Origin of the sequence: Methylobacterium sp. J-030 (assembly GCF_022829545.1) — a bacterium.
Lineage (GTDB): Bacteria > Pseudomonadota > Alphaproteobacteria > Rhizobiales > Beijerinckiaceae > Methylobacterium.
In genome coordinates this window covers 31,900-49,094 of the sequence record NZ_JAKSYM010000402.1, presented here as the reverse complement: position 1 = coordinate 49,094, position 17,195 = coordinate 31,900, and the positions used below count along the sequence as shown (strand labels likewise).

General features: G+C 70.1%; 17 protein-coding genes. 8 read left to right on the top strand and 9 right to left on the bottom strand.

The genetic code is table 11. The features are described 5' to 3' along the window. Window positions 1–112: 112 nt before the first annotated feature. A complete protein-coding gene (locus MKK75_RS32640; protein ID WP_244046623.1) occupies window positions 113–412 on the bottom strand; it encodes a hypothetical protein in 300 nt (99 codons plus the stop codon). Between the two features lie 249 nt (window positions 413–661). On the opposite strand from MKK75_RS32640, the gene MKK75_RS32635 reads away from it, so the two are divergent. After that, a complete protein-coding gene (locus MKK75_RS32635) occupies window positions 662–1,297 on the top strand; it encodes a glutathione S-transferase N-terminal domain-containing protein (protein WP_244046622.1) in 636 nt (211 codons plus the stop codon). Window positions 1,298–1,337: 40 nt separating this feature from the next. Here the strand turns inward: MKK75_RS32635 and MKK75_RS32630 are convergent, their stop codons facing one another. Beyond that, the gene (locus MKK75_RS32630) at window positions 1,338–1,802 is read right to left on the bottom strand and encodes a DUF2147 domain-containing protein (protein ID WP_244046621.1); all 465 of its coding nucleotides are present in this window, start codon (window positions 1,800–1,802) and stop codon (window positions 1,338–1,340) included. Window positions 1,803–2,070: 268 nt separating this feature from the next. Between MKK75_RS32630 and ndk the strand changes: the two genes are divergently transcribed. Further along, window positions 2,071–2,493 (top strand): nucleoside-diphosphate kinase, encoded by a 423-nt coding sequence (gene ndk / locus MKK75_RS32625; protein ID WP_244046620.1) that lies wholly within the window; start codon window positions 2,071–2,073, stop codon window positions 2,491–2,493. 165 nt (window positions 2,494–2,658) lie between these two features. Beyond that, window positions 2,659–3,024, top strand: a complete 366-nt coding sequence (locus tag MKK75_RS32620; RefSeq protein WP_244046619.1) for a hypothetical protein — start codon at window positions 2,659–2,661, stop codon at window positions 3,022–3,024. Between the two features lie 59 nt (window positions 3,025–3,083). On the opposite strand, the gene purN is transcribed toward MKK75_RS32620, so the two are convergent. After that, window positions 3,084–3,734, bottom strand: a complete 651-nt coding sequence (gene purN / locus MKK75_RS32615) for a phosphoribosylglycinamide formyltransferase (protein ID WP_244046618.1) — start codon at window positions 3,732–3,734, stop codon at window positions 3,084–3,086. Further along, complete coding sequence (gene purM / locus MKK75_RS32610) at window positions 3,734–4,813, bottom strand: phosphoribosylformylglycinamidine cyclo-ligase (protein ID WP_244046617.1); 1,080 nt, start codon at window positions 4,811–4,813, stop codon at window positions 3,734–3,736. The genes purN and purM overlap by 1 nt, the downstream gene beginning before the upstream one ends. Window positions 4,814–4,964: 151 nt before the next feature. Here purM and MKK75_RS32605 point away from each other — a divergent pair, with 151 nt between their 5' ends. The 3 genes from MKK75_RS32605 to ppx all read left to right on the top strand — a co-directional run bounded on the left by MKK75_RS32605 (window position 4,965) and on the right by ppx (window position 10,083). Continuing rightward, window positions 4,965–5,675, top strand: a complete 711-nt coding sequence (locus MKK75_RS32605) for a hypothetical protein (protein WP_244046616.1) — start codon at window positions 4,965–4,967, stop codon at window positions 5,673–5,675. 101 nt (window positions 5,676–5,776) lie between these two features. Beyond that, complete coding sequence (locus MKK75_RS32600; RefSeq protein WP_244046615.1) at window positions 5,777–8,272, top strand: RNA degradosome polyphosphate kinase; 2,496 nt, start codon at window positions 5,777–5,779, stop codon at window positions 8,270–8,272. A 269-nt stretch (window positions 8,273–8,541) separates the two neighbouring features. Beyond that, window positions 8,542–10,083, top strand: a complete 1,542-nt coding sequence (ppx, locus tag MKK75_RS32595; RefSeq protein WP_244046614.1) for an exopolyphosphatase — start codon at window positions 8,542–8,544, stop codon at window positions 10,081–10,083. A 9-nt stretch (window positions 10,084–10,092) separates the two neighbouring features. Here ppx and MKK75_RS32590 read toward each other — a convergent pair whose 3' ends face one another. Together MKK75_RS32590 and MKK75_RS32585 are read right to left on the bottom strand one after the other, a co-directional pair. After that, window positions 10,093–11,538 (bottom strand): acetamidase/formamidase family protein, encoded by a 1,446-nt coding sequence (locus MKK75_RS32590; protein ID WP_244046613.1) that lies wholly within the window; start codon window positions 11,536–11,538, stop codon window positions 10,093–10,095. 82 nt (window positions 11,539–11,620) lie between these two features. After that, window positions 11,621–13,951 (bottom strand): NADP-dependent malic enzyme, encoded by a 2,331-nt coding sequence (locus MKK75_RS32585; protein WP_279594274.1) that lies wholly within the window; start codon window positions 13,949–13,951, stop codon window positions 11,621–11,623. A gap of 78 nt (window positions 13,952–14,029) precedes the next feature. Here MKK75_RS32585 and MKK75_RS32580 point away from each other — a divergent pair, with 78 nt between their 5' ends. Then, on the top strand, window positions 14,030–14,647 hold the full coding sequence (locus MKK75_RS32580) for a CatB-related O-acetyltransferase (RefSeq protein ID WP_279594289.1): 618 nt from the start codon (window positions 14,030–14,032) through the stop codon (window positions 14,645–14,647). Between the two features lie 45 nt (window positions 14,648–14,692). Further along, window positions 14,693–14,947 carry a DUF3297 family protein gene (locus MKK75_RS32575; RefSeq protein ID WP_244046612.1) on the top strand — a complete coding sequence of 85 codons (255 nt, stop codon included), beginning with the start codon at window positions 14,693–14,695 and terminating at the stop codon, window positions 14,945–14,947. Here the strand turns inward: MKK75_RS32575 and MKK75_RS32570 are convergent. From MKK75_RS32570 to MKK75_RS32560, 3 genes are read right to left on the bottom strand one after another with little or no spacing between them, the layout of a single operon-like run. Continuing rightward, window positions 14,917–15,249, bottom strand: a complete 333-nt coding sequence (locus tag MKK75_RS32570; protein WP_244046611.1) for a hypothetical protein — start codon at window positions 15,247–15,249, stop codon at window positions 14,917–14,919. The genes MKK75_RS32575 and MKK75_RS32570 overlap by 31 nt on opposite strands. Further along, window positions 15,246–16,322 (bottom strand): acyltransferase family protein, encoded by a 1,077-nt coding sequence (locus MKK75_RS32565; RefSeq protein WP_244046610.1) that lies wholly within the window; start codon window positions 16,320–16,322, stop codon window positions 15,246–15,248. Before MKK75_RS32565 ends, MKK75_RS32570 begins: the two co-directional genes overlap by 4 nt. Continuing rightward, window positions 16,319–17,191 carry a glycosyltransferase family 2 protein gene (locus tag MKK75_RS32560; protein ID WP_244046609.1) on the bottom strand — a complete coding sequence of 291 codons (873 nt, stop codon included), beginning with the start codon at window positions 17,189–17,191 and terminating at the stop codon, window positions 16,319–16,321. The genes MKK75_RS32565 and MKK75_RS32560 overlap by 4 nt, the downstream gene beginning before the upstream one ends. Between the last annotated feature and the right edge of the window lie 4 nt (window positions 17,192–17,195).

Here is a 17,195-nt window from a genome sequence, read left to right as displayed (position 1 = left end):
CCGTCCCTTGGACATCGGCTGGGGCCGCCATCGATCCGTCATGTCGCGTAGCCCCACGATCCAAAGCTCCGGCGAAGGGAACGAATGAGACGTCTCGCAGTTCGCGAAGCTCTCAGGCCTTGTCACCGCCTTTGAGGCGCTTGTTGCACTTGCTCCAGTACTGGGGCCATTTCGGTCCCTGCGCGGCCTTCTGCGTGTCGGTGAGCGCGCGCCACTCGGCGCCACAGGTCTTTTGCCGGGTGCGCGCGGCGGTCTGGCCGGAAGTCGGTTCCTTCGCTGTGGGGGTGCTCGGTGCCGTGGCCGGCGCTTCGGTGGCGGCGGGCGGCTTCGCGGGCGCGTCCTTCGCGAGCAGCGGCTGCGCGGCGAGCAGCGGCACGGCCAGACTTGCGATCTTCACGAATCGGCTGATCATCGTCTCAGTCCCCACGGCGTCTCGGTGACGCCCCCGGACGCCAATCTCGCCGCTTCCACACGACCTCGGCAAGGGCGAGCCGGAAGCTGCCAACAGGGAGTGCGGACCATCCCGCGATCGTGAGCCGCGTGCGGCTCTCGCCCCCGAGCCCTTGAGCGCGACCGGGAAATCGTCTTCACTGCCGGAATTGTCCGAACCCGGCGAAGGGGCGCTGTGCCGCCGGCGGTTCGGTCGAGGAGCAGGCAGAGCATGGCAGCGGTATCCGGGCGGCCGATCGACGTCCATACCTGGAGCACGCCGAACGGCTGGAAGATTCCCATCATGCTGGAGGAGTGCGGGCTCCCCTACAGAATCGTGCCCGTCGACATCGCCAAGAACGAGCAATTCGCGCCGGATTTCCTCGCGATCTCACCCAACAACAAGATCCCGGCCATCATCGACCCTGACGGGCCGGGCGGAGATCCGATATCGGTGTTCGAATCGGGTGCGATCCTGCAATATCTCGGGCGCAAGACCGGCCAGTTCTACCCGGCGGACGAGCGTGCCCGCGTCCTTGTGGACCAGTGGCTGTTCTGGCAGGTGGCCGGCTTCGGGCCGATGCTCGGCCAGACCCACCATTTCAAGATCTACGCGCCCGAGAAGGTGCCCTACGCGATCGAGCGGTTCACCGCCGAGGCCAAGCGGCTCTACGGAGTTCTCGAGCGGCATCTCGAAGGCCGAGCCTTCCTCGCCGACGATTACTCGATCGCCGACATCGCGACGCTCACCTGGGCCAAGCTCAACTTCAAGCAGGGCGTCGAGATCGGCACCCTTCCGAACGTCGCGCGCTGGCTCGAATCCGTCCTGGCGCGGTCGGCGGTCCAGCGCGGCCTCGCGGCGATCTGAGGGGCGCATCGGTCCGGTCGCCGGTCCGATGCGCCAAAGGTCAGTTCCTGTTGGCGGCTTGCTGGTTCACGTCCGGTACCCGCGTCCAGGTCTGGGAGCCGCACAGGACCCGGAGCATGCAGCCGGAGACGCTGAGTTCGGCCTCGTTCTCCCGCTCGAGGCTGACCGTGTAGATCTTGCCTTCCTCGATATTGTAGATCTCGCCCGTGTATTTTTCCTCATCGGGCTTCAGGCCGTCGATCAGTTGAAGGCCCATAACGGGGCGGCTGCGCTTCTTCGGATCGGGATTCTTGAGATCCGTACGCGGCGTGCCGGAGTCGGTGGTCGGAACCTTGAGCCATACGACCTTGCCGCAGACGAGCTTCTGGCCGGGGCCGCACCGATCGATCCGGATCTTGGCGCGGCCATCTCCGGTCAACCAAGTGCCGGAAGGATCCTTGGCGGTGTCGGCAGCGGCGGCCGAGAGGCCGGCCAGCAGCAGGGCCGCGCTGAAGGCGATGCGCATGGTTCGTCTCCGAGATGGGGGCGTCGCAGACGCCCGGAGGGGATGGACGAAGTCGATGAGCGGGAGTGAGCCTTCGCAATCGGGCGAATTTTCGGCCGTGTTGCGGCGGAGCAACGGCTACGCTTGTCGCAGGGGATCGCTCCGGGCCGCTTGAGACCCCGTAGTGCCACCGCTATAAGCCCGGCGCCGAAGCGAAATTTTCGCTCACGCGGCGCGCCTGGAATTTCGGAGCGCCGCACACTTTTTCCACAGACGGACCGGACGCACCATGGCCACCGAGCGCACCTTCTCGATCCTCAAGCCCGACGCGACGCGGCGGAACCTCACGGGCGCCGTCAACGCGGTGATCGAGGAGGCCGGCCTGCGCATCGTCGGACAGCGCCGCATCCGCATGAGCCAGACGCAGGCTGAAAAATTCTACGAGGTTCACAAGGAGCGCCCGTTCTTCGGCGAGCTCGTCAGCTTCATGACCTCCGGCCCGGTGGTGGTACAGGTTCTGGAGGGCGAGAACGCCGTGGCGAAGTACCGTGAGGTGATGGGCGCAACGAATCCGGCACAGGCCGCCGAGGGCACGATCCGCAAGAAGTTCGCCGAGTCGGTCGGCGAGAACACCGTTCACGGCTCGGACAGCGCCGACAACGCGAAGATCGAGATCGCGCAATTCTTCCAGGACTCCGATATCGTCGGCTGAAGCTCAGAGCGGTGGCGGTCCAGGCACACCGGTCCGCCATCGTTCCGCCGTGCGCTCTGGGGCGCGGTGAATGCCGCCCTGTGTGTCCGGCCCGCCATTGACGGAGCGGAACCCGAAGGAGTCCAAAGGCCGAGCTTAGCCAACTCAGCCCGGACCTTGACCCCGATGACGATGCGCCGCCTGCCCCTGCTGATCGCGACCGGTCTCCTCGCCCTCGGCGCGACCGCCGCCCTCGCGGGCGGATCCCCGGCCCCGTTCCAGCAATACGAGCCGGATCCGGCGCTCAAGACCGCGACCAAGGCGAACCTGGAAGGCCGCGTGCGCCACGCCTGCACGATCGTCCAGGCCCGCATGACCAGCGCCACCGAGGCGTCCCTGGAGCGCCCCTGCGGCTGCTACGCCCGCCAGACCCTGCGCAGCCTCGACGAAGCCGAGATCGAAGCCTACCGCGCGACCGGATACTTCAACGAGTCCGCCCGCGCGAAGGCCCTTTCGGCGCTGGACAGCTGCAAGCTGCAGCGGCCGGTCTGAGGAGAACCGGGGCGCCGCCCCGGACCCCGCCGAAGGGACCCGTCCCTTCGGGATCCCCCTTACACGCTGAACAGGACGCCTTCCGGCGCCTGCTCGGACATGACCACGCGCTCGCCCTCGAGCCGCGCGCGCCCGCCCGCAACCAGGGCGAGCACGGCCGGGTAGAGGCGCCGCTCCTGCACGATCACGCGATCCGCGAGGCTGTCGGGATCGTCGTCCTGACGGACCGGGATCGCGGCCTGCGCGACGATCGGGCCGGCATCGAGTTCCGGCACCACGAAGTGGACGGTGCACCCGTGCAGGCGCACGCCCGCATCGAGCGCTTGCCGGTGCGTGTGCGTGCCCTTGAACAGGGGCAGCAGCGAGGGGTGGATATTGATCATCCGCCCCGCCCAACCGGCCACGAAACCCGGCGTCAGGATCCGCATGAAGCCCGCGAGACACACGAGCGCGACGGAAGCGGCCCGAAGCTCCGCGTCGAGGGCGGCGTCGAAGGTGACGCGGTCCGGAAAAGCCGTGTGGTCGATGATCCGCGTTGGGATGCCGGCATGCGCGGCCCGGGCGAGGCCCGCCGCATCGGGCCGGTTCGACAGGACCAGCACGATCTCGGCCGGGTAGGCCGGATCCCGCGCCGCCTCGATCAGCGCCACCATGTTCGAGCCGCGTCCCGAAATCAGGATCGCGACCCGCGTCTTGCCCGTGCCCGCCATCAGAGGGAGAGGCGCCCGCTGAAGGTCACGGGTTCGGCCCCCCGCGGCGTGATGCGCCCGAGCCGCACCGGAGTCTCGCCGGCCCGCGTCAGCGCCTCGTCGACATCGTCCACCGCGTCGGCGGCGGCGATCACCACCATGCCGATCCCGCAATTGAACGTCCGCAGCATCTCGGGCTCCGCGACGCCGCCCTCCCGCGCGAGCCAGCCGAACACCGGCGGCGGGGCCACGGCGTCGAGGTCGATGATAATGCCGACCTCGTCGGGCAGCACCCGGGGCAGGTTATCCGGAAAACCGCCGCCGGTGATGTGGGCGAGTGCCCGGATGCCGTCCGTGGCGCCGAGCGCCGCCAGCAGCGGCTTCACGTAGATCCGCGTCGGCGTCAGCAGCGCCTCGCCGAGGCTGGTTTCCGGCGCGAAGGGGGCCGGCGCGTCCCAGCCGAGGCCGGTCTTCGCGACGATGCGGCGGACCAGCGAGAAGCCGTTCGAATGCACGCCGGAGGAGGGCAGGCCGAGCACCACGTCGCCCGGCCGGATGCCCGGACGCGGCAGCAGGCTGCCCCGCTCGGCGGCGCCGACCGAGAAACCGGCCAGATCGTAATCCGACCCGTCGTAGAGGCCCGGCATCTCGGCGGTCTCGCCGCCGATCAGCGCGCAGCCGGCCTGACGGCAGCCCTCGGCGATGCCGCGCACGATGTCGGCGCCGACGCCCGGCACCAGCTTGCCGGTGGCGTAGTAGTCGAGGAAGAACAGCGGCTCGGCGCCCTGGACGATGATGTCGTTCACGCACATCGCCACGAGATCGATGCCGATCGTGGCGTGGCGCCCGGTCTCGATCGCGATCTTGACCTTGGTGCCGACGCCGTCGTTGGCCGCCACCAGGATCGGATCGCGGAACCCCGCGGCCTTCAGGTCGAACAGGCCGCCGAACCCGCCGATCTCGGCGTCGGCCCCGGGGCGCCGCGTCGAGCGCACCAGCGGCTTGATCGTCTCGACCATGGCGTTGCCGGCGTCGATGTCGACACCCGCCGCCGCGTAGGTCAGCCCCGTCGTCGGCTCGTTGCCGTCCCTGGCCGTCATGCCCGCGCCACCTCGCTGATTGCTCGGCCCGCTCTAGCGGCTAACCGCGCGTTGTGCGAGTCGGCGCCGGGCCGGCCAAGCCCTTCGATTGCCGATCCGGTCGGAGCAGCGGCCCTTGACCTGCGCCGATGCGGGGTGATCCTGGGCGCACATGCCAGAGACCGCACCACCCCGGCAGCTCGCCTTCGACCTGCCGCTCGATCCGCGCTACGGCCGCGAGGACTTCCTCGTGGGTCCAGCGAACGAGGCCGCCTACGCGCTGATCGAGGCGTGGCCGGACTGGCCCGACAGCGTGCTGGTGCTCACGGGGCCGTCCGGCAGCGGCAAGAGCCACCTGGCAGCCATCTGGGCCGAGCGCGCTCATGCCTGGACGGTGCCGGCCGCCGACATCAACGCCGACGCGGTCCAGCACCTCGTGTCGAACGGGGCGCTGGTGATCGAGGATATCGACCGCGCCGAGAGCCGCGACGAGGCGGCCCTGTTCCACCTGCTGAATCGGGCGCGCGAGCTCGGCTGCCCGCTGCTGTTGACGAGCGGCACGGGCATCGACGCCCTGGGCCTCGCCACGCCCGACCTGCGCTCGCGCCTGCGTCTGGCGCCCCGGATCGCCATCGACGAGCCGGACGATGCCCTGCTGCGAGCCGTACTGGTCAAACTGTTCGTCGATCGCCAGCTCGTCGTCGACTTGCGCGTGATCGATTCCCTGGCACTGAGGATTGACCGCTCGCTGGGACGTGCCCGGGACGTGGTGGCCGAGCTCGACCGGGACGCGCTGGGCCGTCAGCGTCGGATCAGCCGGCCGCTGGCCGTCGCCGTCCTGCGCCGGATGGGCCTCGATGACGACGCCGACCCGGACGGCTGACCACGGAATCCAGGCGCCGTCACGAAACTGTCGTGATGGCCCGCGGCGGACGTTGTAGAACGCGCGCCGCCCAACGCCGTGAAGAGGAACAGGGACCTGGAATGGATTCGACGCAGAAGCCCGTGGACCGCGAAGCCGCCGACGAGGCCGCGGAGCCCCGTCGGCGGTCCGCGGCCAATCCGACCCCTCGGCGCGCACCGGTCGCGCGGCGTGCCGCGGCGAGCACGCCGCCGGGTGCGACCGCTGCGCAGACCGCGCCCACCGCGACCCGCGCCCGGACCGCGGCATCGCTCCAGACCGCAAGGCCAGCGACGCCGGCCGGCACCGAGGGGCTGCAGCCAGGGACCGGCGCGCAGGTGGCCAAGGCCGCCGTCACCGACACGACCGACGAATGGCCGGCCGTCGCCGAGCCCGAGGAGCCCCGGCGGGACGCGGCGCGGGAGACGGTCCTCGAAGCCGGGCGCGGCCTGCGGCACTCGCCGGAGCGTTTCGTGAACCGCGAGCTGTCCTGGCTGCAGTTCAACCGGCGCGTGCTCGAAGAGGCGTCGAACCCCAATCACCCGTTGTTGGAGCGCCTCCGTTTCCTGTCGATCTCGGCCAACAACCTCGACGAGTTCTTCATGGTCCGCGTCGCGGGCCTGATCGATCAGGTGCGCGCCGGCCTCACGGTCCCGTCCCAGGACGGGCTGTCGCCCTCCGAGCAGCTGGTGCGGATCGGGACGGAGGTCGCGCGCCTCGCCGCGGACCAGCAGGCGCGCTGGCGCGAGCTGCGCGAGGAACTGCACGCCTCCGATATCGACATCGTCGAGCCCGCCGCGCTCACCGCCGAGCAGGCGACGTGGCTGGAGGATTACTTCCTTACCCACATCTTCCCGGTGCTGACGCCACTGGCGATCGATCCGGCCCACCCGTTCCCGTTCATCCCGAACCTCGGCACCACGATCGCGCTGACCCTGGTGCGGCCGAAGGACGGGCGGGTCCTGCGCGCCCTGATCCGCCTGCCGGGGGTCATCGAACGCTTCGTCCGCCTGCCGGTCAGCGACAGCGAGACCGCGGCGCGCCTGATCCCGATCGAGCAGGTGATCGGGATGTTCACCGGCCGCCTGTTCCCGGGCTACCTCGTGAAGAGCAGCGGCGCGTTCCGGGTGGTGCGCGATTCCGATCTCGAGATCGAGGAGGAGGCGGAGGATCTCGTCCTCCACTTCGAAACCGCGCTCAAGCAGCGCCGCCGCGGTGTCGTGATCCGCCTCGAAGTCGAGGCGGGGATGACCGAGGACCTCCGCGGCTTCGTGGTGGACGAACTTGAGATCGCCCCGGACGCGGTGTTCCTGGTCGAGGGCATGCTGGCGCTCAACGAGCTGTCCCAGGTGGTCGGGATCGACCGGCCGGACCTGAAGTTCAAGCCTTACAACCCGCGCTTCCCGGAGCGCATCCGCGAGAGCGGCGGCGACGTGTTCGCGGCGATCCGCCAGAAGGACTTCATCGTCCACCACCCCTACGAATCCTTCGACTCGGTGGTGCAGTTCCTGGCCCAGGCGGCCCGGGACCCGAACGTGGTGGCGATCAAGCAGACGCTCTACCGCACCTCGTCCAATTCGCCGATCGTGGCGGCGCTGGCGGAGGCGGCGGAGCTCGGCAAGTCGGTCACCGCCCTGGTCGAGCTGAAGGCCCGCTTCGATGAGGAGGCGAATATCCGCTGGGCGCGCAACCTGGAGAAGGCGGGCGCGCAGGTGGTGTTCGGCTTCGTCGAGCTGAAGACCCACGCCAAGCTGTCGCTGGTGGTCCGGCGGGAGGGCGACAGGCTCGTCACCTACTGCCACGTCGGTACCGGCAATTATCACCCGATCACCGCGCGCATCTACACGGACCTGTCCTTCTTCACGGCGGATCCGGCGATCGCCCGGGACGTGTCGCGGATCTTCAACTTCATCACCGGCTACGCCGAGCCCGCCGAGCTGGAGCGGATGGCGGTCTCGCCGCTGACCGCGAAGAACCGGCTCCTCGAGCACATCGAGGCGGAGGTGGCCCACGCGAAGGCGGGCCGCCCGGCGGCGATCTGGATCAAGTGCAACTCCCTGGTGGATGCCCAGATCATCGACGCGCTCTACGACGCCTCGGAGGCCGGCGTGCAGATCGATTGCGTGGTGCGCGGCATCTGCTGCCTGCGGCCCGGCATCCCGGGCCTGTCGGAGACGATCCGGGTGAAGTCGATCGTCGGGCGCTTCCTGGAGCACGGGCGCATCTACGCCTTCGGCAACGGGGTCGGGCTGCCGCATCCGAAGGCCACGGTCTACATCTCCTCCGCCGACCTGATGAGCCGGAATCTCGACCGGCGCGTCGAGGCGCTGCTGCCGATCACCAACCCGACGGTGCATCAGCAGGTGCTCGATCAGATCATGCTGGCGAACCTCCTCGACAACCGCCAGAGCTGGCGGTTGCTCGCCTCCGGCGGGTGCGAGCGGATCCAGCCGGCGGACGGCGAGGAACCGTTCAACGCGCACAAGTACTTCATGACGAACCCCAGCCTTTCCGGCCGTGGCAAGGCGTCGAAGAAGTCGAGCCCCCGCGCGCTGAGCCGGCGGGCGCAGCGCCCTTAGATGTCCGTCACATGCGCCGGAGGCTCGACAGATTTCGCACGGACGCCCTGCGGTTCTGCATGAGGAACTTGCGTCCGATCAAAGAACTGCGCAAAGGAAGCGTCCGCCCGCCGCCGCAACACGGTGCGGTTTCTCAGCCGCCGACATGGTGTCTCGTCCGGCAGCCGGACCGCGGTCTCCCGGACCGGGAGCCGATATCGGCCCCGGCCCCGGATCACACCGGCGGTGTGACCGTCGAGCCCGCCGCGCTCAACCAAGGACATGGACGTTTGGGCAGCCCTCGCGCCAATCTCATCCTCGCGCACACCGCGGACCCGGCCGTGCAGGCGGTCCAATCTCCGGTCGCCATCATCGACATCGGCTCGAACTCGGTCCGGCTCGTCGCCTATGACGGCCTGACCCGGGCGCCGACACCGCTTTACAACGAGAAAGTCCTGTGCGGCCTGGGACGCAACGTCCTGACCACGGGTCGGCTGAACGAGGAGGCGGTGGCTCGGGCGCTCGCCGCGCTCGCCCGGTTCCGGGTGCTGTGCGAGACGATGCGGGTGGGACGGGTGTTCGTCCTGGCCACAGCCGCAGCCCGCGACGCCGAGAACGGACCCGACTTCCTGCGCGCCGCGGAGGCCGCCTGCGGCCAGGAGATCCAGCTCCTCTCCGGCCGGCGCGAGGCGGAACTCTCAGCGATGGGCGTCATCTCCGGCTTCCACGCGCCGGACGGGGTCGTGGGCGACATGGGTGGCGGTTCGCTGGAACTCGTCGATGTCCGCGGCACCGTGGTCGGCCAGGGCGTGACCATGCCGCTGGGCGGCCTCGCCCTCCAGGATCTCTCCGGCGGCTCGGTCAAGAAGGCCGCCAAGATCGTCCGCGAGCACATGCGCAAGGCCGTTCCGCAGCTCGAAACCCTGCGCGGGCGGACCTTCTACGCGGTCGGCGGCACGTGGCGCGCCCTCGCGCGACTGCACATGGCCGCCCGCGGCTACCCGGTCCACGTGATGCACGGCTACACGGTCGAGCCGACCGACGAGCTGACCTTCCTGCAAATCGTGGAGCAGACCGACGTCGCCCTGCTTCAGGACGTCGACGCGATCTCCGAGGCGCGCCGCCCGCTCCTCGCCTACGGCGCGGCGGTCTTGGAGGAGATCATCCGAGTCGGCCGGCCGCGGGAGGTCGCGATTTCGGCCTCCGGCGTGCGCGAGGGCCTGCTGTTCGAGCAGCTCGACCGCGATACCCGGCTGATCGACCCGCTGCTCGCCTCCGCGGCGGAATTCAACACCCTCCGCTCCCGCGCGCCCCGGCACGGTGAGGAGCTGATCGCCTGGACCGATCGGTTCGTGGCCACCCTCGACGGCCACGAGACCGCGGACGAGCGGCGCCTGCGCCATGCGGGCTGTCTCCTTTCGGATGTCGGCTGGCGCGCCCATCCCGATTACCGCGACGCCCAGAGCATCGCGGCGATCCAGAACGCCGCCTTCGTGGGCGTCGATCACCCGGGCCGGGCGTATCTCGCCCTGGCGGTCTCGCTCCGGCACACCGGGCTCGCGCCGGAGAAGGCCAATTCGGTCCTGCGCGGCGTGGCCGGCGCCCGCCTGTTCGAGCGTGCGCGGCTCCTCGGCGGACTGCTGCGGGTCGCCTTCCCGATCTCGGCCGGGATGGACGGCGCCCTCGGGCGGGCACCGCTCACCGTCGAGGACGGGCGCGTCATCCTGCGGCTGCCGCGGGATTGGGAAGCCCTGAACGGCGACCGCCTGCTGAACCGCGTCCGCGGTCTTGGCCGGGTCCTGGGCCGCGAGGGGCGGATCGAGATCGGATAGCGGCGCGGCTCAGGCACCCCGATCCGGGAAGATCGCCTTCTTGACCACGGCATGGACGCCCCAGTTGCCGTCCACGACCTGCGTGATCCCGAAATCGACCGCCACCGACATCAGCGAGATCGCCTCATCCTCGGTCAGTCCCTTCGCGTGCATCAGGAATTGGCGCATCTTGCGGAAGGCATCACGCATGGCGAGATCGATCGACGATTTTTCGAAGATCGCCGCCTGGGCGTTTGGACCGAGGTCGCGCAGGTAATTCGGGTAGCTGAAACCGGACAGGACCCAGTCGTCGCGGGTCTCGATCATCGGAAAATCGAGGGCTTCGAGGGGCGAGCCAGGCAGGTCGGCCTTCTTGTGCAGGACGAACTGGAAGGTGCCGGTGAGCGAGCACTCGATCGCGGTGCCGCACAATTCGGAATCGCCCTGGCTGGCGTGGGGATCGCCCACCGAGAACAATGCTCCGGGCACCGCGACGGGGAAATAGAGCGTCGCGCCCTTGCCGATCCGCCAATTGTCGATGTTGCCGCCGGTGTAGCTCGGCGGGATCGTGTTGACCCGGTCAGCCTCGGCGGGCGCCACGCCGATCGTGCCGAAATGCGGGCGAATCGGCACCCGGATGCCCTTCAGCACGTCGAACGTCTTCTGGGTCTTGGCGTGGTCCACCGGCAGGCCGGGATAGTCGATGGTCGGGTGCTCGACCCCGAACGGGTCGGTGACGCCGGGCCAGCGGAAGCTGTAGACCGCCCGCGCCCAGTCGCGGGCGCCGGTGGCGTCGACCTCGTAGATGGTCACGACCTCGCGGGGCTTATCGCCGGTGATCAGGTCCTTGTAGTGGAAGCCCCACCAGGCCGCCGCGTTGCTGCCGAAGGAAAGCCCCTTGTATTTCGGGTTGGCGCTGGGACGGGGCGCCACGTCGAGGATGCGGACCTCCAGCACGTCGCCGGGCTCGGCGCCGCGGATCGCCACCGGGCCGGTGCAGATATGGACGCCGAGGCCGCCGCCCGGGCCGATCTTGGCATCCATCGCCCCGGCGCCGCGGGGCGAGACGCCCATCTTGTCCTTGGTCCAGAGGTAGACGCTCTCGGCGCCCGGATCACCCTGGATCATCCGCTCGGCATCGTCGCTCGCCTGGTGGGTCAGCGTCTCGATGGTGACGAAATCGCCCGAGCCGATCTCGACCTGCGGCTTGAGGCTGCGGCTGAAGAAGCCCCAATGCACCGTCTCGGCATTGGCCGGCAGATGGTAATGCCCGGTCGCGGCGATCTTGGCGCCCGAGGCCTGCGCCAGGGCCGGGCTCACCAGCGTCGGGCCGCCGGCCGCGAAGGCCGCCGCTGCGGCACCCGTCGCCGCAAAACCGCTCTTCAGGAAGGCGCGCCGCTCCGGCTCCAAGTCCTGCTGGAACCGGCGCCGGTGCTCCGCGAAGGCGTGGCAGTTCGGGTCATCGCCCTGGCACATGGTGTCCGCTTCCGGTGGTTTCGTTTCCCCGGAAGCGGCGAAGCAATTCGACGGCCACGCTGACGGCCGTCGACGGAGACCCTCACTCGGAGATCATCCCGACCCCGGCCTCCTCGGGCCTCGGCGGCGACGCCTCATCGGCCTGCGCCTCGACCACCGCGGCGGCCGTCACGTTGACGATGCCGCGGGCGGTCACCGAGGGGGTGAGGATGTGGGCGGGCTTGGCCGGCCCGATCAGCAGCGGGCCGACCGGCAGGGCGTCCGCCAGGACCTTGGCGAACTGAAACGCGATGTTGGCGGCGTCGAGGTTCGGGAAGATCAGCACGTTGGCCGCACCCTTGAGGCGCGAGCCCGGCAGGACGCGGTCGCGGACCATCTCGGAGAGCGCCGAATCCGCCTGCATCTCGCCGTCGACCATCAGGTTCGGATCGCGCTTCTCCAAGAGCACGAGGGCTTCGCGCATCTTCATCGCGGAGGGCGAGTCCGACTGGCCGAAATCCGAGTGGCTGAGGAGCGCGATCTTCGGCGTCATCCCGAACCGGCTGACATGGCTGGCGCAGGCCTGGGCCACGTCGGCGATCTCCTCGGCGGTGGGATTCTGGCGGACATGGGTGTCGGCCAGAAAGTAGGCGCCGTTATGGGTCACCACGAGGCTCATCGCGGCGCATTGCTCCACGCCGGGGGCGAGCCCGATCACGTCGCGGATGATACGCAGCCGGGTCTCGAACCGGCCCTCCAGGCCGCAGATCAGGGCGTCGGCCTCGCCGCGGCGCACCGCGATGGCGCCGATCACGGTGTTGTTGGTCCGCACCAGCGTGCGCGCCGCGTCGGGCGTGATGCCCCGCCGGCCGGCGACCTCGAGGTAGGTCTGCACGTAGGCGCGGTAGCGCGGATCGTCCTCGGGGTCGATCAGCTCGAAGTCGCGGCCGTGCTCGATCGACAGGCCGAAGCGCTTCAGGCGGGTCTCGACCACCCGCGGGCGGCCGACCAGGATCGGCCGCGCCACCTTGTCCTCGACGATCGCCTGCACGGCGCGCAGCACGCGCTCGTCCTCGCCTTCGGCGTAGATCACCCGCTTGGGCTCGACCTTCGCCTTCGAGAACAGCGGCTTCATGATCAGGCCGGACCGGTGCACGAACCGGTCGAGGCTCTCGACATAGGCGTCCAGGTCGGCGAGCGGCCGGCCGGCGACGCCCGAATCCATCGCCGCCTTGGCCACCGCCGGGGCGATGCGCAGGATCAGGCGCGGGTCGAACGGGCTCGGGATCAGGGATTTCGGCCCGAACGGCCGGGCCTCGCCGCCATAGGCCCGGGCGACCACGTCGGAGGTGGTCTCGTGGGCGAGCCCTGCGATCGCCTTCACGGCGGCCTTCTTCATCTCCTCGTTGATCTTGTGGGCGCCGACATCGAGCGCCCCGCGGAAGATGTAGGGGAAGCACAGGACGTTGTTGACCTGGTTCGGGAAGTCCGACCGGCCCGTGCAGATCATCGCGTCCGGCCGCTCCGTCTGCGCCAGATCGGGCATGATTTCCGGATAGGGGTTGGCCAGCGCCATGATGAGCGGCTTCTCGGCCATCTCCCGCAGGTATTCCGGTTTCAGCACGCCGCCGGCCGAGAGGCCGATGAACACGTCGGCGCCCGGGATCACCTCGGCGAGGGTGCGCTTGTCGGTCTCCTGCGCGTAGATGTCCTTCCAGCGGTCCATCAGTTCCGGGCGGCCCTTGTAGACCACGCCCTTGATGTCGGTGACCGTGATGTTCTCGCGGGTCGCGCCGAGCGAGACGAGCAGGTTGAGGCAGGCGAGCGCCGCAGCGCCCGCACCCGAGGTGACGATCCGGACGTCGGAGAGCTGCTTGCCGGCGAGTTCCAGGCCGTTGAGGACGGCCGCCGCCACGATGATGGCGGTGCCGTGCTGGTCGTCGTGGAAGACCGGGATGTTCATCCGAGCCCGGCACTGCTCCTCGACCTCAAAACATTCCGGCGCCTTGATGTCCTCCAGGTTGATGCCGCCGAAGGTCGGCTCCAGGGCGCAGACCACGTCGACGAGCTTGGACACGTCCTTCTGGTCGACCTCGATGTCGAACACGTCGATGCCGGCGAACTTCTTGAACAGGACGGCCTTGCCCTCCATCACCGGCTTGGAGGCCAGCGGGCCGATATCGCCGAGCCCCAGCACGGCCGTGCCGTTGGTGAGCACCGCCACGAGGTTCTGGCGAATCGTGAGTTCGGCGGCCTGCTGCGGGTCGTCGTGGATCGCCATGCAGGCCGCGGCCACGCCGGGGGAATAGGCGAGCGCGAGGTCGCGCTGGTTGCCCAGCGGCTTGGTGGCCTGGATCTCGAGCTTTCCGGGCTTGGGCAGGCGGTGGTAGACGAGCGCCCCGGCCTTGAGGTCCTCGGACATGTTATCGGCCATCGCGTACGCTCCCGCTCACCTTTTTCACCGAGGACGACGCGGTCGCGCATCGCGCGGGCCTGCGTCTTGACCGGTCTGTTGCACCGGCTGCGCAGGGGGCGCAACCCGCACAACGAGACCCGGGTCCACCTCGCCAAGCTGGCGAGGGCCTACGGCTTCTCCATAGGCGCCTACTCGTACGGGCGTCCAAAGGTCCGCTTCCCCGAGAGCGGGCGTCGGCTGACGATCGGCCGCTATTGTTCCATCGCCGACAAGGTCGAGATCCTGCTCGGCGGCGACCACCGGCTGGACTGGGTTTCGACCTACCCGTTCGCCGCGATGCGCGGACTGTTCCCGGACGCGCGGGCGCCGGAGGATTTCCACGCCTCCCGGGGCGACGTGGTGATCGGCCACGATGTCTGGTTGGGATCGGGCTGCATGATTCTCTCGGGCGTCACGATCGGCCACGGGGCCGTGGTGGCGGCCCGTGCCGTGGTGACCCGCGACGTGCCGCCCTACGCGGTGGTGGCGGGCAACCCGGCGCGGGTGGTGCGGCACCGGTTCGACGCGGCGACCGTCGAGGCCCTGCTGGCGGCGGCGTGGTGGGACCTGCCGCACGCGGAGGTGACCCGGCTCGTGCCGCTGCTGCAGAGCGGCGACGTGGCCGGCCTGATCGCGGCCGCGGGCGGCGTTGCGGGCCGGCAGGGGATTGCGTAATCCGCTGCCCACCTTCGCCGCCCACGCCGAACCCGGAGCCCGACCATGTCCGACCCTGCGCTGCCCGACCGCCTCTCGGTCAACCCGGACAGCCCGTATTACGACGCGGCCCTGCTGGAGCGCGGCGTCGGCATCCGCTTCAAGGGTGTCGAGAAGACCAACGTCGAGGAGTATTGCGTCAGCGAGGGCTGGGTGCGCCTCTCCGCTGGCAAGACCCTGGACCGCGCCGGCAACCCGATGACGGTGAAGCTGAAGGGCCCGGTGGAGCCCTATCTGCGCGAGCCCGTGTCGGACGCCTGATCGGCTTTCCGGGCGAGCGAGGCCTGGAAGTTGCGAACCGCATCGGCGACCAGAGCCTCGACCCGATCCGGGGAGCGCGGCCCGTCGATGACGAGGCTCGTCAGGATATCCGAGCGCCGGGCGCGCTGCTTGGCGGTGCGGGCGTGGTTCGACAGGCGCAGGTGCCACGGGCAATCGGCCGGCCTGAGGTAGAGGCTGTCGCCGCGCTCGTTCCTCGCGACCACTGCGAAGCCGTGCGCCTCCAGCAGCCGCGCGGCGAGGGCCAGCCCGGAACGCGGCGGGAGCGGGCCGTCAGCGTTCACGGCCCGGCCGGCTCGATCGTGCCGATGCGCCGTCGCCCGAGCGCCCGCGCCTTCAGCGCCAAAGCCGGCCGCTCGATCCCGTACCAGGACAGGGCCGCCACCGGCAGCGTTACCACGAGGGCAGGGGCCAGCAGCGCGACCCCGGAGAATTCCGGCCACAGGGCGTGCAGGGTCTGCTGCACCGGCCAGCCATAGAGATAGACCCCGTAGGACAGGTCCGCGGGCGGATCGAACAGCCCCCGCGCCAAGGGTCCGAGGGCGAGCCAGACGACGCCGTAGGCCTCCGCGAGGAACAGCAGGGCCGGATAGGCCGGCGTCCGCGCCAGGACGAAGGCCCCGAAGGCGAGGCAGGCGAGGGCGGCCCCAGAGGTCCGCAGGCGCTCGCGCCAGAGATAGAGGCCCGCACCCGCCGCGAAGATCAGGGGCAGGCGCAGGGCGGTCTCGGTGCCCTTGGGCAGATCGGAACCCCGCAGGCCGCTCATGATGGAGAGCGCCAGCGCGAGCCCGGCGACGATCGCCAGGGCCGTCCACCGCCGCCGGAGCAGACCGCACAGGGCGGCGACGAGAACCCCGAGATAACACAGCACCTCGTATTTCAGCGTCCAGACGGTGCCGAGGGGTGCCCGGTACGGGTTGTGCGCGAACACCCCGGGGAGGGCGGCGTTGCTCTTGAAGGTCGTCAACGTCCCGCGGATGAACGACCACAGGCCCGGATCGCGCCAATACTCGGCGACCGGAAGCCGGGTCAGAACCGCGCCGAGGCCCAGCGACACGACGAGGGTCGCAGCCACCAGCCCGGGCAGGATCCGCAACGCCCGGGCCAGCGCGTAGTCGCGGATCCCGCGCCGGTCGCAGCTCATGGTCACGAGGAAGCCCGACACGGCGAAGAAGCCGTTCACCGCGTGCTCGCCAAGGGTGTAGCCGGTCAGCCGGGCGAGGGGCTCGTCCCCTGCGGCGCCGGTGGCGACGCTGAAGGCGTGGGACACCACCACGGCGAGCGCCAGGGCCAGCCGCAGGCCTGTGAAGCCGTTGCGGCCGGCACCGAGGGCTTCCGCGATGGTCGGGGCGCTCATCCGGGCAAGCCCTCGCGGGCCAGGGCGTCCCGACCGCGCAGGAAGGCGAGGGCGCCGGCCGCCGAGCCGCCGTAGCGCTCGACGCCGGCCCGGCGCAGGACCAGGGCCGAGAGCAGCGCCTTCGGCAGGTTGGTCATCAGGGTCGCGGGGCTCGGATCGGGCAGGCCGTATTTGCGGCTGACATAGGCCCGCGACCACGCCTGATGCCAGCGCGTGCGGAACACGCGGCCCCGCTCCGGCGCCGAGGATCGGCCGCGGCCGTGCAGCGCCTCCGCGCCGTGGACATGGACGAGGGCGCGGCCCGCATCGGCGACGCGCCGGCACAGGTCGTCATCCTCGTAGAACAGGAAGATGCGCTCATCGAAGCCGCCGAGGTCCAGGAACAGGCGGCGCGGCATCATCAGGCAGGCCCCGGAGAGGAACGGCGCGCAGGCATCGCCCTGCGGCGGCGCGAGGCGGCCGCCGGGATTGGTCAGATAGGGCGCGAGCATCGAGCGGGCCTGGAAGAAGAAGCGTCCGTCGGGCTCGACGAGCCGCGGCGCGAGCAGCCCCGCATCCGGCCACGCCCGGGCCGCCGCCAGCAACGCGTCCACCGCCCCCGGACGCAGAATGATATCCGGGTTGACGATGAGCACGTGCTCCGCCGTGTCCGCGGCGCGGACGCCCCGGTTGTTGGCGCGGCCATAGCCCTCGTTGCGGGCGTTGCGGATCACGCGCGCGCCGGCCGCCTCCGCGATCGACGCGGAGGCGTCCCGGCTGGCGTTGTCGACCACGATCGCCGGCACGTGCTGCCCGGCGAGCGCCGCGAGGCAGGCGGGCAGCACCGCGGCGCTGTCGTGCGCGACGACGATCGCGACGAGGCGCGGCACCGGG